The following is a 22,210-nucleotide window of genomic DNA, read 5'->3' as shown; positions in this document are numbered from 1 at the left end:
CGCCCCTAAAAGCGCGTTTTAGGGGCGTTTACGTGCCCCTCGGCGGAGGGAGGGCGGGCTAGGCGCGGCGCTTCTTGGCCTCTACGCCCTCGGCGGGCTGTTCCGCGGGCAGCGGGCGGGCGATCGGGATGCGGCTGCCGAGCACCTGCGCGACCAGGTCGCGCGCGATCTTCTGCGGGGTGAGCCCCGCGTCGTCCAGGATCTGGCTGCGCGAGGCGTGGTCGATGAACGCGTCCGGCAGCCCGAGCTCGTCCACCGCCGTGTCGATGCCGGCCTCGCGGAGGTCCTGGCGCACGCGCGTGCCGATCCCGCCGACCCGGATGCCGTCCTCGATCGTCACCACGATGCGGTGCTCGGCGGCCAGGCTCAGGATGCTGCGCGGCACCGGGACGACCCAGCGCGGGTCCACCACGGTCGCGCCGATCCCCTGCGCCGCCAGCCGGTCGGCGACCTTCAAGCCCAGGTCGGCCATCGGCCCGACCGTCACCAGCAGCACGTCCTTGCTGTCCGACTCCCGCAGCACGTCCACGCCGTCCTCCAGGCGCCGCACGGCCGGGATCTCCGCCTGCACGTCGCCCTTCGGGAAGCGCAGCACGGTGGGCGCGTCGTCGACCGTCACGGCCTCCGCCAGCTCCTCGCGGAGCCGGGAGCCGTCGCGCGGCGCCGCCAGCCGGATGTTCGGGACCGCCTGCAGGATCGCCAGATCCCAGATGCCGTGGTGGCTCGGCCCGTCCGGGCCGGTGACCCCTGCGCGGTCGAGCACGAACGTGACGCCGGCCTTGTGCAGCGCGACGTCCATCAGCACCTGGTCGAACGCCCGGTTGATGAAGGTCGCGTAGATCGCGACGACCGGGTGGAGGCCGCCGTACGCGAGCCCCGCGGCGCTCGTCGCCGCGTGCTGCTCGGCGATGCCGACGTCGTGCACGCGGTCGGGGAACCGCTCGGCGAACCGGTGCAGCCCGGTCGGCCGGAGCATGGCGGCGGTGATGCCGACGATCTTCCGGTTCTTCTCCGCGAGCTTCACGATCTCGTCGGAGAACACGTCGGTCCAGGTCTCCCCGGTCGAGCTCTCGAGGGCCTCGCCGGTCTCCGGGTCGATCTGGCCGACCGCGTGGAACTGGTCGGCGGCGTCGCGCAGTGCCGGCTCGTAGCCGCGGCCCTTCTGGGTGATCGCGTGGACGATGACGGGGGCGCCGTAGTTCTTCGCCTGGCGCAGCGCCTCCTCCATCGCCTCGATGTCGTGGCCGTGCACCGGCCCGATGTACTTGATGTCGAGGTTCGAGTACAGCGACTCGTTGTTGGAGAAGCGGCTGAGGAAGCCGTGCAGGCCGCCGCGGACCCCGCGGTAGAGCGACTGGCCGGGAGAGCCCAGCTTGTCGAAGGCCTTCCGGCTGCTCAGGTACAGGTTGCGGTAGCCGCGGCGCGTGCGGACGGTGTTGAGGAAGCGCGCCATGCCGCCGATCGTCGGGGCGTAGGAGCGACCGTTGTCGTTGACGATGATGATCAGCCGGCGGTTGTTGTCGTCGGAGATGTTGTTGAGCGCCTCCCACGTCATCCCGCCCGTGAGCGCGCCGTCGCCGACGACGGCGACCACATGCCGGTCGTTCTGGCCCGTCATCTCGAAGGCGCGCGAGATGCCGTCCGCCCAGCTCAGCGACGACGACGCGTGCGAGCTCTCGACGATGTCGTGCTCGGACTCGGAGCGCTGCGGGTAGCCGGCGAGGCCGCCGCGCTGACGCAGCCGGGAGAAGTCCTGGCGCCCGGTGAGCAGCTTGTGCACGTACGACTGGTGCCCGGTGTCGAAGACGATCGCGTCCCGCGGCGAGTCGAACACGCGGTGGATGGCGATCGTCGTCTCGACCACGCCCAGGTTCGGCCCCAGGTGGCCGCCGGTCTTGGCGACGTTGGCGACCAGGAACGCCCGCACTTCGGCAGCGAGCTGGTCGAGCTCCCGTTCCGTGAGCCGGTCGAGATCACGCGGCCCGTGGATGGTTTCGAGGATGCTCATGGATTTCAGTGTAGAACCGTGTGAATCGGAGGAGGCTCGGAACCGACGATCCCGAGCCTCCCCTTGACAACGGTCTGGTTACACCAGGCTCCGCAGGACGTACTGCAGGATGCCGCCGTTGCGGTAGTAGTCGGCCTCACCGGGGGTGTCGATCCGCACCACCGCGTCGAACTCGACGGCCTGCTTGCCTGCGGCCGACTGCTCGGTCGGCTCGGCGACGACGTGCACGGTCTTCGGCGTGCGGCCCTCGTTGAGCTCCTCCAGCCCGGTGATCGAGAAGGACTCGGTGCCGTCCAGCCCCAGCGAGTCGGCGTTCTCGCCGGCCGGGAACTGCAGCGGGACGACTCCCATGCCGATCAGGTTCGAGCGGTGGATGCGCTCGAAGCTCTCGGTGATGACCGCGCGGACGCCCAGGAGGCTGGTGCCCTTCGCCGCCCAGTCGCGCGACGAGCCGGAGCCGTACTCCTTGCCGCCGAGGACGACGAGCGGAGTGCCCTGCGCCTGGTAGTTCTGCGACGCGTCATAGATGAACGACTGCGGGCCGTCGGCCTGCGTGAAGTCACGCGTGTAGCCACCCTCGACGCCGTCCAGCAGCTGGTTGCGCAGGCGGATGTTCGCGAACGTGCCGCGGATCATCACCTCGTGGTTGCCGCGGCGCGAGCCGTAGGAGTTGAAGTCCTTGCGGTCGATGCCGTGCTCGTTGAGGTACTGACCGGCCGGGCTGTCCGCCTTGATGGAGCCGGCGGGCGAGATGTGGTCGGTGGTGACGGAGTCGCCGAGCTTGGCCAGCACGCGGGCGCCGGTGATGTCGGTGACCGGGGTGGTCTCCAGCGTCATCCCGTCGAAGTACGGGGGCTTGCGCACGTAGGTCGACTTCTCGTCCCACTCGAAGATCGAGCCGGTCGGGGTGGCCAGCGACTTCCAGCGCTCGTCGCCCTCGAAGACCGACGCGTACTGGGTGACGAACATGCCCTCGTTGATGGAGGAGTCGATCGTCTGCTGCACCTCGGCGGCGTCCGGCCAGATGTCCTTCAGGAAGATGTCGTTGCCCTCGGAGTCGGTGCCCAGCGGGTCGACCTCGAAGTCGAAGTTCATCGAGCCGGCGAGCGCGTAGGCGATGACCAGCGGCGGGCTCGCCAGGTAGTTCATCTTCACGTCCGGGTTGATGCGGCCCTCGAAGTTGCGGTTGCCCGAGAGGACGGCCGTGACGGCGAGGTCGCTGTCGTTGACCGCAGCGGAGATCTCGTCCAGCAGCGGGCCCGAGTTGCCGATGCAGGTGGTGCAGCCGTAGCCGACCGTGTAGAAGCCCAGGGCCTCCAGGTCCTTGGTGAGGCCGGCCTTCTCGTAGTAGTCGGTGACGACCTTGGAGCCAGGCGCAAGCGTGGTCTTGACCCACGGCTTGGCCTTGAGGCCCTTCGCGGCCGCGTTGCGGGCCAAGAGGCCGGCGGCCAGCATGACCGACGGGTTCGACGTGTTCGTGCACGAGGTGATCGCCGCGATGGCGACCGCGCCGTGGTCGATCACGAAGTCCGTGCCGTCGGCCAGCGTCACCGGGGTCGGGCTGGAGGCCGTCTTCGGCGCGTGGCTGTGGTGCGTGTGCACGTGGTGGCTGTGGCCGTCCTCCGGCTGCAGCTCGCCCGGGTCGGAGGCCGGGAAGGACTCCGAGATGGTCAGGTCGACCAGATCGTGCGAGATGTCCGCGTAGTCCACCAGGTCCTTCTCGAACTGGGTCTTGGCCGCGGTGAGCTCGATGCGGTCCTGCGGGCGCTTCGGGCCGGCGATGGACGGGACGACCGTGGAGAGGTCGAGCTCCAGGTACTCGGAGAACACCGGCTCGTTGGCCGGGTCGTGCCACAGGCTCTGCGCCTTGGAGTACTCCTCGACCAGGGCGACCTGCTCGTCGCTGCGGCCAGTGAGGCGCAGGTAGTCGAGGGTCACGTCGTCGATCGGGAACATCGCGGCCGTGGAGCCGAACTCCGGGCTCATGTTGCCGATGGTGGCGCGGTTGGCCAGCGGGACCTCCGCGACGCCGGCGCCGTAGAACTCCACGAACTTGCCGACCACGCCGTGCTTGCGCAGCATCTGCGTGATGGTGAGGACGACGTCCGTCGCGGTCACGCCGGTCGGGATGGCGCCGGACAGCTTGAAGCCGACGACCTTGGGGATGAGCATGGAGACCGGCTGGCCGAGCATGGCCGCCTCCGCCTCGATGCCGCCGACGCCCCAGCCGAGCACGCCGAGGCCGTTGACCATCGTGGTGTGCGAGTCGGTGCCGACGCAGGTGTCGGGGTACGCCTGGAGCTCGCCGCCGACCTCGCGGGTCATGGTGACGCGGGCCAGGTACTCGATGTTGACCTGGTGGACGATGCCGGTTCCCGGCGGGACGACCTTGAAGTCGTCGAACGCGGTCTGGCCCCAGCGCAGGAACTGGTAGCGCTCGCCGTTGCGCTCGAACTCGATGTCGGTGTTGCGCTCCAGCGCGTTCTCGGTGCCGAAGAGGTCGGCGATGACCGAGTGGTCGATGACCATCTCGGCGGGCGCGAGCGGGTTGATCTTGTCCGGGTCGCCGCCGAGCGAGGACACGGCCTCGCGCATGGTGGCGAGGTCGACGATGCAGGGCACGCCGGTGAAGTCCTGCATGATGACGCGGGCCGGCGTGAACTGGATCTCGGTGTCCGGCTCGGCCTGCGGGTCCCAGCCGCCGAGCGCGTTGATGTGGTCGGCGGTGATGTTCGCGCCGTCCTCGGTGCGGAGCAGGTTCTCCAGCAGCACCTTGAGGCTGAACGGGAGCTTCTTGTAACCATCGACCGTGTCGATCTTGAAGATCGTGTAGTCCTTCGACCCCACCGTCAGGGTGCTCTTCGCACCGAAACTATTTACAGCTGACACTGTGCCTTCTCCTTCGTCGGCGAGCGATGTCCCGCGAGCCTCATCCATCTTGGTCGTGCGTCGAAGCCTGTTTCCAGCAAGGTAAGCCTAAGCGGTCGGCTCAGGAAAGTATCTTGACGTCAAGATAAAATCTAGCACGTTCACTCCCGGTCGAACACCAGGCCGCGCCGCCTGGCGAACCGGTAGAACAGCTCGATGCCGACCGACCCCACGGCGCCGACCGCGATCCCCCAGAGCAGTGCCGTGTCGAGCGACAGGTGCATCTCGAAGAAGTTCGCGACGCCCGGGATGACGCACACCAGCACGAACGCCGCCGCCACCCCGCCGAGCAGGAACCACCGCCAGGTCGTGAGCGGCCGGGTGAGCACGCACAGGATCCACAGCGACACGCAGAACAGCGCGAGCGTGGTCACGCTGCGCGCCTCCCGCAGCGGGATCGAGCTGTGCAGCGGCGCGTACGCCACCACCGCGGTCAGCCCGGCGATGACACCGGTCGGGATGGAGTACCGGAGGATGCGCGACAGCACGCCCGGCGTATAGATGCGCTTGTTGGGCGCCAGCGCGAGGAAGAAGGACGGGATGCCGATCGCGAGCGTCGAGACCAGCGTGAGCTGCCGCGGCAGGAACGGGAACGGCCAGAGCACCACCGCGCTGAACAGCGCCAGCAGGATGCCGTAGACGGTCTTCGCGAGGAAGATGTTGGAGACCCGCTCCACGTTCGCGATCACCCGGCGGCCCGAGGCGAGCACGTCGGGCAGCCGGTCGAAGCGGTTGTCGAGCAGCACCAGGCGGGAGACGGCCTTGGTCGCCGCGGTCGCCGTCCCCATCGCGATGCCGAGGTTGGCGTCCTTGATCGCCATCGCGTCGTTGACGCCGTCGCCGGTCATCGCCACCGTGCGGCCCTGGCGCTGCAGCAGGCCGACCGCCGTGCGCTTCTGCTCCGGGCTGACCCGGCCGAAGATGCTGGAGCGCCCCAGCGCGGCCTCCAGGTCGTCGTCGGTCTCCAGGGTGGAGGCGTCGACGGCCTCGCCCTCCATGTTCAGCGCCCGGGCGATGGCCTCCACCGTCACCGGGTTGTCGCCGGACATCACGACGACGCGGACCGCCTGCTCGCCGAAATAGCCGAGCGTCTCCGGCGCCTCCGGCCGCAGCGTCTCGCCCAGCACGACCAGCAGCGCCGGCTGCACCCGCAGGTCGCCGAGCGGCACGTGCGTGCCGTGCGGAAGCGGGTCGATCGCCTGCGCCAAGGCCAGCGTCCTGCGCCCGGTCGACGCGATGGCCGTTGCGCGCCGCAGCGCCTCCTCATGCCCGGCGAGCACGCGCTCGGGGGCACCGAGCACCCACGCCGTCTCCTCGTCCGCCACTCGCATCACGAGCCCGCTGTACTTGGTGGCCGAGCTGAACGGGATGCGCCGCTCGACGCGGAACCGGTCGCTCTGGAACCCGGTCGAGAGGATGCCGGAGGTCGCGTTCCCCGTCTCGTCGGCCCCGAACGCGGCGAGCGCGATCTCCGCGAGCTCGGTGGGGACTTCTCCGATCGGCTCTGTGCCCTCCAGCACCAGTTCGCCGCTGGTCAGCGTCCCGGTCTTGTCGAGGCAGAGCACGTCGACGCGCGCGAGCACCTCCACCGCCGCGAGCTCCTGCACGAGCACCTTGCGCGCGGCGAGCTGGATGGCCGCGACGCCGAACGCGAGGCTGGTCAGCAGCACGAGTCCCTCGGGGATCATCCCGACCACCGCCGCCACCGCGTCGAGCAGCGCCCGCCGCCAGCGCGAGTCGGTGAAGAGCTCGTTGAAGCCGCCGTACGCGAGCACCCGGCCGACGATCGTCACCAGGATGACCGGGCCGAGGATCCAGGACAGGTAGACGAGGATGCGGTTGGTCGCGTCGCGCAGCTCGGAGTGCACGAGCGAGTGCCGGCGGATCTCGCTGGTCAGCTTGCTCGCATAGGAGTCGGCGCCCACCGCCGTCACGATCGCGTAGCCGGTGCCGGTGGCGACGTGCGAGCCGGAGAGGAGCTGCGCGCCCTCGTCCTTGAATACCGGGTCGGACTCCCCCGTCAGCAGCGACTCGTCCAGCGAGAGCCCCGTGCTCTCGGCCACCACCGCGTCGGCGGGGATCTGGTCGCCGGGTCGCAGCACCAGGAGGTCGTCGAGCACGACGTCCTCCAGGGCGATCGCGACGACCTCGCCCTCGCGGCGGACCCGGCTCTCCGGCGCCGCGAGCAGCGCCGCGCGGTCGAGCACGCGCTTAGCACGCACCTCCTGCACGATGCCGATGAGGGCGTTGACGACGACGACCCCGTAGAAGAAGCCGTCGCGGAGGTCGCCGAGCAGCAGCACGGCGATGAAGCAGCCGGTGAGGATGCCGTTGAACAGCGTGAAGATGTTCTCGCGCAGGATGTCGGAGATGGACCGCGACCCCGGCTGCCGCTGGAGGTTCGCCCGGCCGTCCGCATGGCGCTCCGCCACTTGCGCGGCGCTCAGGCCTTCCCTGGTCTGCGCGTCGAGCATCCTTCCCCTCCTGGACGGTCGTGCGCCTAACCGGCGCTGTTGCCCTGAGGCTTCGGGCCCTGAGGCTTCTGCGCCGGCGACTGCGGCTTCTGCGGGAACTGCTTCTTCACCACGAACCAGGTGATCAGCAGCAGCGGAGCATAGAGCGGCACGCCCAACAGGAGCTTGGTGAGGGCGAGCGCGCTGGTGGCCGCGTCGGTGTGCGCGAAGTAGAGCGGAACCTGCACGAGCAGCCGCACGGCGAAGAGCAGGAACCAGAGAAACGTCAGCGCCTGCATTACCCGGAACTTCGACTTCACCGAGCGCCAGGCCAGCCCGTCGCCCATCAGGTAACCGGCCGCGAGGCCTATGAGCGGCCAGCGCACCAGGATCGAGGCCAGGAGCGCGGCGGCATAGGCGGCGTTCAGCCAGATCCCGAGGATGAAGTTGTCCTCGCCGCGCCCCGTGATGAGCGCCAAGATCGCCGAGATCCCGACGACGATCAGCCCGGCGAGCGCCTGCGTGACGGGCGTCTTGCCGACGATGCGCACCACGGTGAAGACGACGGCGACCGCGACCGAGATGCCGATCGACAGCGGGACGTTCTGGGTGAACGTGAAGAGGATGAGGAAGACGAGGCCGGGGAGGATGGTCTCCAGCAGTCCGCGAACGCCGCCGAGGGCCGCCATCAGGGCGGTGCCGGTCGGCGTCTCGCCGTCGACGAGCTGTCCCATACCCGAGTTGCGCGCGGCCTTCGCCAGGCTCTCGCCGAGCGTGGAGGCGACCTGGTCGCGCTCCTGATCGTCGGGCTGCGCCGGCTCGGCCCGCTCGGGCTCGTGGTGCTGGTCGATCACGTCACGGCCACCGCTCACAGCGAGCTGTATCCGCTGTCGCCGGTGCTCGGGGCCGACGGCATGCGCAGCGGGATGAGGTCGCGCGGGGGCATCGGGGTGTTGCCGCGCACGACGACGATGCTGCGGAAGAGGTCCTCGACCAGGGCAGCGGCCTCCGGCTTCACGGCCGCATCGCCGGCGATCACGCCGCGCAGGAACCAGCGCGGGCCGTCGACGCCGACGAAACGCGCGACCCGGGTCTCACCCGGTGCGCCCTGCGGCGGGGCGACCGGGATCTCAGCCACCAGCTCCGGGCCGAAGACGCCGTCGCGTTCGCTCACGCGGCCGCCCTGGCGCTGCACCTGCTCGGCGATCTGGCCGCGGATCTCGTTCCAGAGGCCGGTGGAGCGGGGAGCGGCGAACGGCTGCACCTGCAGCGTCGAGTTCGCGTAGTCCAGCCCGACCGCGACGACGCGCTGCGACTCCTCCTCGACCTCCAGGCGGAGGTGGAGGCCCTCGCGCGGCAGGATCTTCACGCCGCCGAGGTCGACGTAGGGACGGACCGGGTTCGCCTCGCTCTCGTCGAGGGGACCCTCCGTCTCCCGATCCTCCGGTGCGGACTTGTCCACGTCCTGTGGCTCGGCCTCGCCGGGGGTGTCGATGCTGTCGGTCAAGCGTGTTCTCCTGCCTGCGTGACGGTGTAGCCGGACGAGCCGAAGCCCGCGGTGCCGCGGTGGCTGTCCGGGAGTGCGTCGACGGGGATGAACCGGGCCTGCGCGACCGGCATGACGATCAACTGCGCGATCCTGTCGCCGACGCCGATATCGTACGGCATCGACCTGTCCGTGTTCAGGACGGTCACCTTGATCTCGCCGCGGTAGCCCGCGTCGACGGTGCCTGGCGCGTTGACGATGGTGATGCCGTGGCGCATGGCCAGGCCACTGCGCGGCACCACGAAGCCGAGGTAGCCCTCCGGCAGCGCGATCGAGACGCCGGTCGGGACGGTGTGCCGCTCCCCCGGACCCAGCGTCACGGGCTCCGCAGCGCACAGGTCGGCGCCCGCGTCACCGGGGTGGGCGTACACGGGGAGGCGGTCGGCGACGATCGGGACGTCCACGGTTTCTGTCACGTGTCGAGGGTAGTGCACGAAGGATGATCGAATAGTCCTATGGACCTCTACCGAGAACGGCTCTGGGCGACCCCCTGGCTCTTCGTCTCCACCATCCTCGTCGTGCCCGCCGTGATGCTCGTCTTCGCCCCGATCAACTTCGCCGTCGGCGTCGTGCTGGCGATCGTCTTCTACGCCGCGATCGTGATCGCGCTGCTCGCCTCCGCCCCCGTGATCAGGGTTACCTCGGCCGAGTTCACGGCGGGGAACGCGAAGATCCCGCTGGAGTTCATCGGCGAGCCGAAGGCGTTCACCGGCGAGGAGGCGACGATGGAGCGCGGTCAGCGGCTGGACGCCCGCGCCTGGCTGCTCATCCGCGGCTGGATCAAGCCGGTCGTGAAGGTACCGCTGCTCGACGTGGACGACCCGGCGCCCTACTGGCTGATCTCGACAAGAAACCCGGACCAGCTGGTCCGGGTTCTCGATGAGGCCCGACGTCCCCTGTAGTCCCCTGGGGGGCTACCCGGCGTCGTGGCGATGCGGTGCGCTGCTTACGCGGCGCACTCCATGCAGATCGGTCCGAGCTTCGTCTCGTGGTCGATCTGCGAGCGGTGCTTCACCAGGAAGCAGCTCACACAGGTGAACTCGTCCGCCTGGGGAGGCAGCACCACGACGTCGAGGTCGAGGTCCGAGAGGTCGGCGCCGGGGAGCTCGTAGCCGCCCGGGTTGTCGGCGTCTTCGACGTCGACGACACCAGACATCTTGTCCGGAACTCGCTCCTTGAGGGCCTCGATCGACTCGGAGTCGTCCTCGGTCTTCCGCGGTGCGTCGTAATCCGTTGCCATGCCCATCCACTTCTCGTCGTAACGGCCGATTCTCGCAATCGGCGGCCATAGTTTGCATCAATCGCCTGCGAATAGCAAAACCGCGCAGGAGCCTCTCAGCGTTTGCTCGGTGTTCAACTTCCGGCACGCCCGCGGTATTCCCCGGAAGTCCCCCATTCCCGTGGCATTCTGGGCCGGAACGAACGCGAGCTCGGAAGGCATCACAATGCAGGATTTGAAGGTCATCGGGGTCGAGAACGGTGCGATCGTCGCCGTCGGCGACGACGGTGAACGCTTCCGCATCGCCGTCGACGACACGCTTCAGTCGAAGATCCGGCAGGTGCGGCAGCAGGTCTCCGCCGAAGTCCCCAAACTGTCCCCGCGCGAGATCCAGGCGCACATCCGCTCCGGCATGTCCGCCGACGACGTCGCCGCGGTGACTGGCGCGCCCCTGGACTACGTCCAGCGCTTCGAGGGACCCATCGTGGCCGAGCGCGAGCACGTCGTCGCGTCCGCCCTCAGCGTCCCGGTCCGCACCGCCGCCGAGGTCGACCCGCTGGGCGACCCCGACACGTTCGGCTCCGTCATCCGCGACCGCCTCGCCTCGCTCGGCGTGGCCGGCGAGCGCTGGGCGAGCTGGAAGGACGTCGAGGCGGGCTGGATCGTGAAGCTGGAGTTCACCGCGGACGAGATCGACCACGACGCCCGCTGGAGCTACGACCTCCGCAAGCACGCGCTCGCCCCGCTCAACTCGGAGGCCACCACGCTCTCCCAGGCCGGCGAGCTGCGCGGCGGCGCCCTCATCCCGCGCCTGCGCGCCGTCCTCCCGAACGAGGGCGAGCCCGACAGCTCCCGCTTCGACAGCGGCGCGTTCACCTTCCCCGCCCCCGGCGCCGACCTGCTCGGCCCGGAGGTCACCCAGCCGCTCGAGCCGCTGGAGCCGCACGCTCCCGGCCGCGCCAGCAACTCCATCGCGATCTCCGCGATCAAGCGCGCGGACGAGACGCCGCGCGACCTGCACCAGACCGCCGACCTCCTGGAGGCGCTGCGCCGCCGCCGTGGCGAGCGCGAGGCCGCAGGCTACGACGAGCAGGCCCCGCAGAGCGACCGCGGCGACCGGACCGGCCGACACGAGCAGGTCGAGCAGCCGACGCTCCTCGACCCGATCGCGCCGTTCCGGGTCATCGAGGAGTCGCTCACCGTGATCGAGGAGTTCGGCCCGCCGCCCGCGTCGCCGGCCTCCGGCACGCCGACTCCTCCCCCGCCCGCGCCGCTGTCCTCCACGCAGGAGCAGACGCCCGTCGCGTCGGGCCGCCGCAAGGGACGCGCCGCGATGCCGAGCTGGGACGAGATCGTCTTCGGCGCGCGCACGGACGACGACCTGGCCTGAGGACCCCCGTTCGGGGGCGAGCAGACCGGTGCGGCCGCTCGCTAGAGTCGCGCCATCGCCCCGCGAGCCGGAAGGACCTCGATGCGCCGACCGCGCCGCGCGCCACGTCACCCTGTCACCGTCGCGCTGATCGCGGCTCTGAGCGCGCTCGCGGTCGTCGCGGGCGGCCTGGCAGGATCGTCGCCGCGCGCGAACGCCGCCGACGACCTTCCCGGTTTTCAGACCGCGCCGGGCGGCGCATTGTTCACCACCCTCCCGGGTGCGAGCGCGTCGATCCCGTTCCCGTACGACGATCGCCTGGTCCGGGGCCCGGACGGCCACCTCTGGTTCACGGAGGACGGCAGCACGCTGTACTCCGTCGCCTCCGACGGTACGGTCGTCGCGCATCCCATCGTCGCAGGCGTCGGCGGGTCCTCCACGAACATCGAGACGCTGAAGGCGTCGGCCGACGGCGATCTGTGGTTCGTCTACGGCGACGCCGTGATCCGTGTGGGCGCAGACGGTCAGGAGCACATCGTCGCGACCGTCCCCGGCACCATCTCGACGTGGTCGTTCACCGACGACTCCCGCATCGTCGTCGAATCCAGCTCGCATGCCGGATGGACCATCTCCTGGGTCGCGTTCGACGGCACGGTGACCTCCTACCCGCACGCATACCCGGACGAGTCGGTGTTCACCTCTACGCTCGCACCCGGCCCGGCCGGTACGGTCTGGGGCACTCGCGAGAGCGACGGCCAGCGGACGCTCCTTCGTCCGGACGGGACCGCGGTCCCGGTCACGTTGCCGCCGGGCACCGCGAGCGGCACAGCCGTCTGGGACATCGGCCGCGGGCTCGTCACCTACGGGCCGCAGACGTCGTCCTCGATCGGTCGCCTGGAGGTGGACGGCACGATCACTCCGCTCGTCGTGACTCCGCGGGTGCACTTCGAGGTCGGCAGCGATGTGCTCTACTCGACCACACCGGCGGGTCAGCCCACGCAGCTCAGGAGTCTGAACAACCCGTCCTGGAGCGCCACGATCCCGCTCCCCGACACGAGCTCGTACGGCGCCTGCGTCCAGAGCTCGACCGGCACGATCTGGTTCGCCGGCTACGATCCGGTCGCCAGCCAAGGGACCCTCTTCAGCATCGCCCCCGACGGCACGGTGACGGCGCGTCTGCGCTCCTACAGTCCCTACGATCTCGTCTACTGCTCCGAGGCGCGGGACGGCACCCTCTGGGCGAGTTTCGGTGCGAACATCTCCTTCTCCGTCTACCTGCGCGTGTCGCCGGACGGCTCGAAGGTCACCTACGACAGCTTCGGACCGAACACCAGTGGACCGCTCGTGGCCACCGACGACGGCACGGCGTGGATGCCCTCCTACGCCCCCGACGCGAGCCAGGGGGCCGCCGGGCTCGGCCACCTCTCCTACGCGGACACCTCGCGCACTTCCGGCGCCGACCGGTTCGCCTCGGCCGCCGCTGTCGCGGACGCCGCGTTCCCGTCCGGGTCGCGCGTGGTGTTCCTCGCGAACGGCCTGGGGTTCGCGGACGCCCTCGCCGCGGGACCGGCGGCCGCAGCGGCCGGCGGGCCGCTCCTGCTCGCCTCCGCGGACCAGCTCGGCGACGCGACCAGCGCCGAGCTCACCCGGCTGCACCCCTCCCGCGTCGTCCTGGCCGGGGGCGCCGCCGCACTCGGCCCTGCGGTCGCGCAGCAGGTCGCCCGGCTCCTGCCGTCGGCCACCATCGAACGCGAGGCCGGACCCGACCGCTATGCGACGGCCGCAGCGATCGACAGCGCCGCGTTCCCGTCGGCGGACACCGTCTACGTCGCCACGGGCACGGGCTTCCCCGACGCGCTCAGCGCCTCCGCCGCAGCAGGGTCGGGCCACGACCCCGTCCTCCTGGTGGACGGCCGCGACAACACCGTCGATCCCGCCGGCCGGGCCCTGCTGACGCGGCTGCACCCGAACCACATCGTCGTCGTCGGCGGACCCGCCGCGGTCTCGGACGCACTGCTGGCGGACCTCGGCACCATCGCGCCCGCGACGCGTATCGGCGGCGCCGACCGGTTCGCGGTCGCCGCCGCCGTCGCCGCCGCGGTCTTCCCCGACGCCAAGACCGCGTTCTTCGCCAACGGTCTCACCTTCCCCGACGCCCTCGCGGGCTCGGTCTGGGCCGCCCGCGAGCACGCCCCGCTCCTCACCGTCGGCCAGAACTGCGTGCCCGCCTCCACCGCGACGTCCCTGATGAACGCCGGCACCAGCACGATTCACCTGCTGGGCGGCACGGCGGCGCTGGATCCCGCTCTGGAGTCGCTCACCCGCTGCTGAGGCGGAGGGACCGACTCAGTTCGCAGCCGCCCCGAACCGCAGCAGCGGCACCCGCGTCTCCTCGACGGTGAGCGAGCCGTGCTGGCCGATCATGCTGCGCCCAGTGCGCTGCGGGTCGCGCGAGTCGTAGTAGGCGATGCGCTTCCTGGCGGCCACGAGCACGTCGCCGATCCGCGGCGCGACCTCGGGCGCGACATCCGGGCCGAACCAGCCCGCCTCGATCGCCTCGGCGCGGGTCGCGACCCACGAGCGGCCGCCCTCCACCTCCCGCCAGCGCGCGGCCACATCGTCTGCGCCCGCACCCTCCTCTGTATAGAGGTGCAGCAGCCGCGGCTCGCCGGCGATCTCGGCGACGCCCTCCAGCAGCTCGGGGGCGGTGTCGTAGAGCACGTGCCCGCTCTCGGGGATGTCGACGATGCCGTGGTCGGCGGTGACCAGCACACCCTGGCCGGGGCCGAGGGAGGGCGCGAGCCCGGCGACCAGCCCGTCCAGGGTCTCCAGCTCGGCCGTCCAGCGCGGCGACTCCCAGCCGCGCGCGTGGGCGGCCTGGTCGAGCTCGGCGACGTAGAGATAGGTGAGCGCGGGCCCGGGCGTCCGGAGCACCTCCCGCGCCGCGTCGAAGCGGTCGGCCATCGTGCGGCCGCCGATGAACTGGGCGCCCCGGAGCACAGCGTGGGTGAAGCCGGAGTCCGCGTACGCGGGGACGCCGAGCGCATACGAGGCGATGCCGTCGGCAGCCGCACGCTCGAACACCGTCTCGGCCCGCTGCCAGGTGGCCGGATCCATCCGGTCGTCCCAGCCGTTGAGCTGGTTGGTCAGCCGGCCCGCGTCGTCGCGGACGCGGTAGCCGACCAGGCCGTGCTCCCCCGGCGTGGTCCCGGTCGTCAGCGTCGCGAGCGCGGCGGCCGTCGTGGTCGGGAAGCCGGCGTCGATCGTCGTCGTCTTGCCGAGCCGGGAGGCCAGGGTCCTGGCGTGCCCCTCGCGTGCCCGCAGCGCCGCAGCGCCGAGCCCGTCGACCACGACGACGACCACATGCTGCAGCGAGGGCAGCCCGAGGTCGTTGCCCTCCCCGCGCAGCGCCCCCAGAGAACTCGGCATTACCGTGGCGAGGCTCGCTCGGGTGGTGAACGCGGCCGGTAGCATGGGGGGCATCCGGCCCAGTCTGTCACAGCTGGACGGACGGGAGCCGTCGAACCCCGCGCCTCCTGCCGCCCCATCACCGAATGCACGAATGACACCAGCAGACGACCAAGCCGCGACCACCGAACGCATCGAAGACGTCGACGTCACGACCGAGATGCAGGGCTCGTTCCTGGAGTACGCGTACTCCGTCATCTACTCGCGGGCGCTCCCCGACGCGCGCGACGGCCTGAAGCCCGTGCAGCGGCGCATCCTCTACATGATGACCGAGATGGGCCTGCGCCCGGACCGCGGCCACGTCAAGTCGGCGCGCGTCACCGGCGAGGTGATGGGAAAGCTGCACCCGCACGGCGACAGTGCCATCTACGACGCGCTCGTGCGCATGGCGCAGGACTTCACCCTCCGCGTGCCGCTGGTCGACGGCCACGGCAACTTCGGCTCGCTGGACGACGGCCCCGCCGCGGCCCGCTACACGGAGGCGCGTCTGGCCGCCGCCGCGCTCGCGCTCACCGAGGACCTCGACGAGGACGTCGTGGACTTCGTCCCCAACTACGACAACCAGCTCCTGCAGCCCGACGTGCTGCCCGCGGCGTTCCCGAACCTCCTGGTCAACGGCGCCAGCGGCATCGCAGTCGGCATGGCCACCAACATGGCCCCGCACAACCTGGTGGAGGTCGTCGGCGCCGCCCGCCACCTCCTCGCCAACCCGGAGGCCACGCTCGACGAGCTGATGGACTACGTTCCGGGGCCCGACCTCCCGAGCGGCGGCACCATCGCCGGGCTGTCCGGCGTGCGCGACGCGTACGCGACCGGCCGCGGCAGCTTCAAGATGCGCGCCAAGGTGGGCGTCGAGGCGATCACCGCGCGCAAGAGCGGCCTCGTCGTCACCGAGCTGCCCTACGGGGTCGGCCCGGAGCGCGTGATCGAGAAGATCAAGGACGGCGTCAACGCGAAGAAGCTGAACGGCATCTCCGACGTGACAGACCTCTCCGACCGCCAGCACGGCCTCCGGCTCGTCATCGGGATCAAGACCGGGTTCAGCCCGGACGCCGTGCTCGAGCAGCTCTACCGGCACACGCCGCTGGAGGAGGGCTTCTCGATCAACAACGTCGCCCTCGTCGCGGGCGGCCCGCAGACCCTCGGGCTGCGCGAGCTGCTGCGGGTCTACATCGACCACCGGATCAGCGTCGTCACCCGCCGCTCGGAGTTCCGGCTCGCCCGCCGCAAGGAACGCCTGCACCTGGTCGAGGGCCTCCTCGTCGCGATCCTCGACATCGACGAGGTCATCCAGGTCATCCGCACCTCCGACGACACCGACCAGGCGCGCACGCGGCTGCAGCAGGTGTTCGACCTCAGCACGCTGCAGGCCGACTACATCCTCGAACTGCGGCTGCGCCGGCTGACGAAGTTCTCCCGCATCGAGCTCGAGACCGAGCGCGACCAGCTCCGGGCGGAGATCGCCGAGCTGGAGGAGCTCCTGGGCAGCCGCGCGCGCATCGACGCGCTGGTGTCCGACGAGCTGGAGCAGGTCGCACTGAAGTTCGGCACTCCGCGCCGCACCCTGCTCACCGAAGCCAAGCCGTCCATCGCGGGCGCGGGCTCGCGCAGCAAGGCGATGACGATGCAGCTCGAGGTCGCAGACACCCCGTGCCGCGTCTACCTGTCGACCACCGGCCGCGTCCTGCGCGTCGACGCGGGCGCCGGGGAGGGCGAGGGTCTGGACCGCATCCAGCCGCCGGCCCGCCGCAGCAAGCACGACGCCATCCTGTCGCGGCTCGACACCACCAGCCGCAGCGAGATCGGCGCCGTCACCGACCGCGGCCGCCTCATCCGCTTCTCCCCCGTCGACCTCCCGGCCGCCCCGCTCAACTCGGTGCAGCTCGGCGCCGGCGTGAAGGTGGGCGACTACCTCGCGCTGGCCGACCGCAAGGAGCGCGTGCTCGCGATCGTCTCGCTGGACTCCCCGCGCGCGATCGCGCTCGGCACCCGGCAGGGAATCGTCAAGCGGGTGACCCCGGGCGACTGGGCGAACAAGCCGGAGTTCGAGGTCATCGCGCTGAAGGCCGGCGACGCGGTCGTCGGTGCCGTCCAGTCGGCGGACGACGCCGAGCTGGTCTTCGTCTCCAGCGACTCCCAGCTCCTGCGCTTCTCCGCCGGCTCGGTGCGCCCGCAGGGCCGCGCGGCCGGCGGCATGGCCGGGATCAACCTGGCCGGCGACGCCCGCGCGGTGTTCTTCGGCGCGGTGGAGACCGCGGAGCGTTCCGACGCGGTGGTCGTGACCATCGCCGTCAGCGACCAGACCCTCCCCGGCGCCGACCCCGGCAGCGGCAAGGTCAGCGACTTCGCCGAGTTCCCGGCCAAGGGCCGCGCGACCGGCGGCGTCCGCTCGCAGCGCTTCCTCAAGGGCGAGACCGAGCTGGCGCTCGCCTGGGTCGGCGCGGCCCCCGCGCTGGCGGTCGGCGCCGACGGCGCCGCGCGCACGCTCCCCGAGGGCGGCGCCCGCCGCGACGGCTCCGGGACCCCCCTCGACATGGTCGTCGGCTCCCTCGGCCGTCGCCTCGCCTGACGTCACCGGAGGACATCCACCCGCGGTGACGGCGCGCCGTCAGCTAACGGAGGACTCCGGCTCCAGACAGCCCCGCGTCTCCTCCGTTACCGACACCACCCCCGGCAGGAGGGCGGCAGGACGACGCGGCCAACGGAGGAGATCCGGCCGAAACCAGCCGCGAACTCCTCCGTAAGCCGACATCCGGCGGTGCTGCGCGCCGGATCTCCTCCGTTACCGTCAGGCGTCGATGCGGGCGCGGGACAGGTCGTCGGCGCCCGCGATGATGAACTCCTTGCGCGGGGCCACGTCGTTCCCCATCAGCAGCTCGAAGACGCGGTTGGCCGCCTCGCCGTCGGAGACGCGCACCCGCCGCAGCGTGCGGTGGGAGCGGTCCATCGTCGTGGTCGCGAGCTGGTCGGCGTCCATCTCGCCGAGGCCCTTGTAGCGCTGGATCGGCTCCTGGTACTTACGGCCGCGCTTCTTGAGGTCGGCGAGCACGGCCTGCAGCTCCGCCTCCGAGTACGTGTAGATCGTCTCGTTCGGCTTGGAGCCGGGGTTGACCGCGACCACCCGGTGCAGCGGAGGCACCGCGGCGAACACCCGGCCCTCCTCGATCATCGGCCGCATGTAGCGGAAGAACAGCGTCAGCAGCAGCGTCCGGATGTGGGCGCCGTCGACGTCCGCGTCCGACATGATGATGACCTTGCCGTAGCGCGCGGAGCCCAGCTCGAACGACCGTCCGGAGCCCGCGCCGATCACCTGGATGATGGCCGCGCACTCCGCGTTGGAGAGCATGTCGGAGACCGACGCCTTCTGCACGTTGAGGATCTTGCCGCGGATCGGCAGCAGCGCCTGGTACTCGCTGTCGCGGGCGCGCCGCGCGGTGCCGAGCGCCGAGTCGCCCTCGACGATGAAAAGCTCGCTGTTCGCCACGTCGCTCGACCGGCAGTCCACCAGCTTGGCCGGCAGGGAGGACGTCTCCAGCGCGTTCTTGCGGCGCTGGGTCTCCTTGTGGGCGCGGGCCGAGATGCGGGACTTCATCTCCGCGACGACCTTGTCGAGCACCAGCGCCGACTGGGTCTTGTCGTCGCGCTTGGTCGACGCGAAGCGCTCGGCGAGGGTCTTCTGGATGACGTTGGCCACGATCGCGCGCACCGCCGGCGTGCCGAGGACCTCCTTGGTCTGGCCCTCGAACTGCGGCTCGGGGAGGCGCACGGTGAGCACGGCCGTGAGCCCGGCCATCACGTCGTCCTTCTCCAGCTTGTCGGTGCCCGCCTTCAGCCGGCGGGCGTTCAGCTCCACCTGCTGGCGCAGGAACTTGAGCAGCCCCTGGTCGAAGCCGGTCTGGTGGCTGCCGCCCTTCGGCGTGGCGATGATGTTGACGAACGAGCGCATCACGGTGTCGTAGCCGGTCCCCCAGCGCAGCGCGATGTCGACCTGGCACTCGCGCTTCAGCTCGGTCGGCACCATCGCGCCGCCGTCGGAGAGCACCGGCACCGTCTCGGTGAAGTGGCCCTCGCCGGTGAGCCGCCAGGTCTCGGTGATCGGGCTGTCCGGCGACAGGAAGTCCACGAACTCGGAGATGCCGCCGCCATAGCTGAACGTGGTCCGCACCCCCTCGGCCGAGCGCTGGTCGTCGATGGAGATCGCGAGGCCCGGGATGAGGAACGCCGTCTGCCGGGCGCGCCCCACGAGGTCGTCCACCGAGAAGTCGGCGCCGGCGGTGAACACCTGGCGGTCCGCCCAGTAGCGGATGCGGGTGCCGGTGACGCCCTTGGCGACCTTGCCCGCGATCCGCAACTCGCTGCCGCTGACGAACGGCGAGAACGTCGCGTCGGGGCTCGGCGCGGCCTTGCCGTCGTCGAAGACGCCGGGCTCGCCGCGGTGGAACGACATCGCCCAGGTCTTGCCGTCGCGGTCGACCTCCACGTCGAGCCGCTCGGAGAGCGCATTGACGACCGAGGCGCCGACGCCGTGCAGACCACCGGAGGCCGCATAGGACCCGCTGCCGAACTTGCCGCCGGCGTGCAGCTTGGTGAAGACGACCTCCACGCCGGTCAGCCCGGTCTTGGGCTCGACGTCGACCGGGATGCCGCGCGCGGTGTCGCGGACCTCCGCGCTGTCGTCGGGGTGCAGGATGACCTCGATCGCGGAGCCGTGACCGGCGAGGGCCTCGTCGACGGAGTTGTCGATGATCTCCCACAGGCAGTGCATGAGGCCGCGGGAGTCGGTGGAGCCGATGTACATGCCTGGGCGCTTGCGGACGGCCTCCAGGCCCTCCAGCACCGAGAGGTGCCTCGCCGAATAGTCCGAGCTCGCCACGAGCGCTCCTTGTGTTCCGTGCAGTGTTCCGGGTTGCGACGCGCTCGCGCGCGCCGTGCATCTTTCAGCGTACGTGCTGCGTCAGGCGATCCCGACCCCGACACCCACGGGCCCGAAGGCTACGCGTTGAGCGAAATAGCAGCCGATACGCGCCTCGTCTCCGGGTTTACGTGGTTCTATAGACGTACCGAGTTCACCGGTTGCGACGGAAAGGAGCATCACATGTCTACTATCACCTCGGAGAACGGTGCGGTTGACGAGCTCGAGTCTGGGCCGCAATTGACGGCCGCAGACCGCTGCGACAGCTGTGGCGCTCAGGCGTACATCCGCGTCGTGGTCAACAACGGCGAACTCCTCTTCTGCGCCCACCACGGCAAGAAGCACCAGGAGAAGCTCTCGCAGATCGCGCACAGCTGGCACGACGAGACGGCTCGTCTCTTCGAAGAGCAGCGCGCCTAGGTCCCGACCGACGCGAACGGGCTGAACGAGCGATGGCAGGAGCCACCGGCGTGCGCAGGCGCGCATTCGTCGACCTCGATGTCATCCGCTCGAACGCCACCACGGCGGCCACCGCGTCGCTCCCCGACTGCACCGCCGATCTCCGCGCGGACGCGTACGGGCACGGGCTCATCCCCGTCGCCCGGGCGCTGACCGACGCGGAGGTCGGCGGTCTTCTCGTCTCCCGGGTGGAGGACGCGGCCGCCGTCGCGGACGCGGGGATCCCCCTGCCGGTGACGGTCGGCTTCCCGGCCGGCCGGCACGCCAGCGGCCCGGCCCACCTGCTCGGCCCCGAGCTGCTCGGGCTCACAGACGCTCCCGGCGTCGCCCCCGCCTTGCGCCTCACCGGCGAGATCATCGCCGTGAAGCGCGTGGGCGCCGATCGCGGCGTCTCGTACGGCTACACCTACCGCACCGACCGCCCCAGCACGCTCGTGCTGATCGCGCTCGGCTACGCCGACGGCATCCTGCGCGTCGCTTCCAACAAGGCGCCCGTGCTGGTCGGCGAGACCACCGGCCGGATCACCGGCCGCATCGCGATGGACCAGTTCGTCGTCGACATCGGCGACGCCGACGCACAGCCGGGCGACCCGGTGGTGCTGTTCGGCGACCCGTCCCGCGGCGAGCCCTCGGCGCTCGACTGGGAGGCCGCGCTCGGCGTCGCCGCTCCGGTCATCACGACCCGGCTGGGCCGCCGCATCGAGCGGATGTACGGCCACTGGACCAAGTCGGCTCAGCAGACCAGGAAGGCGGCGCAGTGACCATCGTGGACGCGATCGCGGAGCCGCTCCCCCGCGCGGTCATCGACCTGGCTGCGCTGCGGCGGAACGTCGCGCACCTCACCGCGTTGATCGCTCCCGCCGAGACGATGCTCGCGGTCAAGGCCGACGCCTACGGGCACGGTCTCCTGCCCATCGCCGAGGCCGGGCTGGAGGCGGGCGCGACGTCGCTCGCCGTGCTGGAGGTCCCCGCGGGACTCGTCCTGCGCGCCGCGGGCATCACCGTCCCGCTGCTGGCCTGGCTGCACGGTGCCGACACCGACTGGCGCACGGCCATCGAGGCCGACATCGAGCTCGGCATCTCGGCCGTCTGGCAGCTCGACGCCATCGCGGCCGCCGGCGCCGACCGGCCGGCCGTCGTGCACCTCAAGGTCGACACCGGCCTCAGCCGCAACGGCGCCACCCGCGAGCAGTGGCCGCACCTTATCGACGCCGCGCTGGAGCTCCAGCGGGAGGGCGTCGTCCGCATCCGCGCGGCGTGGTCGCACCTGGCCGACGCCTCCATCGCCGACGACGAGACCTCCCTGGCGGAGTTCCGCAGCGCGGTGGCCGAGGCCGAGGAACGCGGCGCCCGGTTCGAGATCCTGCACCTCGCAGCGAGTTCGGCGGGCATCCGGATGCCCGAGGCCCGCTTCGCTCTCGTGCGCTTCGGGATCGCCGCCTACGGCTTCTCCCCGTTCGACGACACCACCGGCGCCGAGCTCGGGCTGGAGCCCGTCATGCGGCTGGAGGCGCCGGTCGTCGAGGTGCACGTCGGCGGCACCACGCACGCCCGGATCGGGATCGGGTTCGGCGACGGCGTGCCCGTCCTGGGCATCGCCAAGACCTCGGTCCTCCTCGCCGGTCAGCGTTGCCGCGTGATCGGGGTGGATGTCGACACCATGCTCGTGGACGCCGGCTCGGCGCGCGTCGCGGTCGGCGACACCGCCGTCCTCTTCGGCTCGGGCCGGGACGGCACGGTCACCGCGGAGAAGTACGCGGACTGGGCGGAGACCATCGCCGACGAGATGGTCACCGGCGTCGCCGTGCGCGTACCGCGCGTCTACGAAAACTGACGACCGGGAGAACT

At 70.9% G+C, this 22,210-nt stretch carries 16 protein-coding genes; 7 read left to right on the top strand and 9 right to left on the bottom strand.

The annotated features are described in order from the left end of the window. Positions 1–58: 58 nt before the first annotated feature. From dxs to dut, 6 genes are all read right to left on the bottom strand, one after another. The gene (dxs, locus tag ACFQ9V_RS16685) at positions 59–2,008 is read right to left on the bottom strand and encodes a 1-deoxy-D-xylulose-5-phosphate synthase (protein WP_382460236.1); all 1,950 of its coding nucleotides are present in this window, start codon (positions 2,006–2,008) and stop codon (positions 59–61) included. Between the two features lie 78 nt (positions 2,009–2,086). Continuing rightward, on the bottom strand, positions 2,087–4,897 hold the full coding sequence (gene acnA / locus ACFQ9V_RS16680) for an aconitate hydratase AcnA (protein WP_382460235.1): 2,811 nt from the start codon (positions 4,895–4,897) through the stop codon (positions 2,087–2,089). Between the two features lie 140 nt (positions 4,898–5,037). Continuing rightward, positions 5,038–7,410 carry an HAD-IC family P-type ATPase gene (locus ACFQ9V_RS16675; RefSeq protein WP_382460234.1) on the bottom strand — a complete coding sequence of 791 codons (2,373 nt, stop codon included), beginning with the start codon at positions 7,408–7,410 and terminating at the stop codon, positions 5,038–5,040. A 26-nt stretch (positions 7,411–7,436) separates the two neighbouring features. Beyond that, positions 7,437–8,261, bottom strand: a complete 825-nt coding sequence (locus tag ACFQ9V_RS16670) for a DUF3159 domain-containing protein (protein WP_382460233.1) — start codon at positions 8,259–8,261, stop codon at positions 7,437–7,439. Beyond that, positions 8,258–8,896, bottom strand: a complete 639-nt coding sequence (locus ACFQ9V_RS16665) for a DUF3710 domain-containing protein (RefSeq protein WP_370053859.1) — start codon at positions 8,894–8,896, stop codon at positions 8,258–8,260. Before ACFQ9V_RS16665 ends, ACFQ9V_RS16670 begins: the two co-directional genes overlap by 4 nt. Further along, complete coding sequence (dut, locus tag ACFQ9V_RS16660) at positions 8,893–9,351, bottom strand: dUTP diphosphatase (protein ID WP_382460232.1); 459 nt, start codon at positions 9,349–9,351, stop codon at positions 8,893–8,895. Before dut ends, ACFQ9V_RS16665 begins: the two co-directional genes overlap by 4 nt. A gap of 39 nt (positions 9,352–9,390) precedes the next feature. Here dut and ACFQ9V_RS16655 point away from each other — a divergent pair, with 39 nt between their 5' ends. Further along, positions 9,391–9,837, top strand: a complete 447-nt coding sequence (locus ACFQ9V_RS16655; RefSeq protein WP_382460231.1) for a DUF3093 domain-containing protein — start codon at positions 9,391–9,393, stop codon at positions 9,835–9,837. A gap of 44 nt (positions 9,838–9,881) precedes the next feature. Here ACFQ9V_RS16655 and ACFQ9V_RS16650 read toward each other — a convergent pair whose 3' ends face one another. Continuing rightward, positions 9,882–10,175, bottom strand: a complete 294-nt coding sequence (locus ACFQ9V_RS16650) for a DUF4193 domain-containing protein (protein WP_179605681.1) — start codon at positions 10,173–10,175, stop codon at positions 9,882–9,884. Between the two features lie 205 nt (positions 10,176–10,380). Here ACFQ9V_RS16650 and sepH point away from each other — a divergent pair, with 205 nt between their 5' ends. Both sepH and ACFQ9V_RS16640 read left to right on the top strand, forming a co-directional pair. After that, the gene (gene sepH / locus ACFQ9V_RS16645) at positions 10,381–11,544 is read left to right on the top strand and encodes a septation protein SepH (RefSeq protein WP_382460230.1); all 1,164 of its coding nucleotides are present in this window, start codon (positions 10,381–10,383) and stop codon (positions 11,542–11,544) included. 81 nt (positions 11,545–11,625) lie between these two features. Continuing rightward, complete coding sequence (locus ACFQ9V_RS16640; RefSeq protein ID WP_382460229.1) at positions 11,626–13,854, top strand: cell wall-binding repeat-containing protein; 2,229 nt, start codon at positions 11,626–11,628, stop codon at positions 13,852–13,854. Positions 13,855–13,869: 15 nt separating this feature from the next. On the opposite strand, the gene ACFQ9V_RS16635 is transcribed toward ACFQ9V_RS16640, so the two are convergent. Next, positions 13,870–14,997, bottom strand: a complete 1,128-nt coding sequence (locus ACFQ9V_RS16635; protein ID WP_382460237.1) for an alkaline phosphatase family protein — start codon at positions 14,995–14,997, stop codon at positions 13,870–13,872. An 88-nt stretch (positions 14,998–15,085) separates the two neighbouring features. Here ACFQ9V_RS16635 and ACFQ9V_RS16630 point away from each other — a divergent pair, with 88 nt between their 5' ends. After that, positions 15,086–17,560, top strand: coding sequence for a DNA topoisomerase (ATP-hydrolyzing) subunit A (locus ACFQ9V_RS16630; RefSeq protein WP_382460228.1), 2,475 nt, complete (start codon positions 15,086–15,088; stop codon positions 17,558–17,560). 219 nt (positions 17,561–17,779) lie between these two features. On the opposite strand, the gene ACFQ9V_RS16625 is transcribed toward ACFQ9V_RS16630, so the two are convergent. Further along, the gene (locus ACFQ9V_RS16625; protein ID WP_382460227.1) at positions 17,780–19,864 is read right to left on the bottom strand and encodes a type IIA DNA topoisomerase subunit B; all 2,085 of its coding nucleotides are present in this window, start codon (positions 19,862–19,864) and stop codon (positions 17,780–17,782) included. A 222-nt stretch (positions 19,865–20,086) separates the two neighbouring features. Between ACFQ9V_RS16625 and ACFQ9V_RS16620 the strand changes: the two genes are divergently transcribed. Genes ACFQ9V_RS16620 through ACFQ9V_RS16610 form a run of 3 tightly spaced genes read left to right on the top strand, consistent with a single transcriptional unit; the run spans position 20,087 to position 22,196 of the window. Next, a complete protein-coding gene (locus ACFQ9V_RS16620) occupies positions 20,087–20,323 on the top strand; it encodes a hypothetical protein (protein ID WP_055915732.1) in 237 nt (78 codons plus the stop codon). 50 nt (positions 20,324–20,373) lie between these two features. Continuing rightward, positions 20,374–21,123: an alanine racemase C-terminal domain-containing protein gene (locus tag ACFQ9V_RS16615; protein WP_382460226.1), complete on the top strand. Its 750-nt coding sequence runs from the start codon at positions 20,374–20,376 to the stop codon at positions 21,121–21,123. Next, entirely contained in the window at positions 21,120–22,196 is a 1,077-nt protein-coding gene (locus ACFQ9V_RS16610; RefSeq protein WP_382460225.1) for an alanine racemase, read from the top strand. The genes ACFQ9V_RS16615 and ACFQ9V_RS16610 overlap by 4 nt, the downstream gene beginning before the upstream one ends. Positions 22,197–22,210: the final 14 nt, after the last annotated feature.

Origin of the sequence: Leifsonia sp. NPDC056665 (assembly GCF_042791795.1) — a bacterium.
In the GTDB taxonomy this organism is placed as follows: Bacteria; Actinomycetota; Actinomycetes; order Actinomycetales; family Microbacteriaceae; genus Leifsonia.
This window is presented reverse-complemented; position numbering and strand designations above follow the sequence as displayed.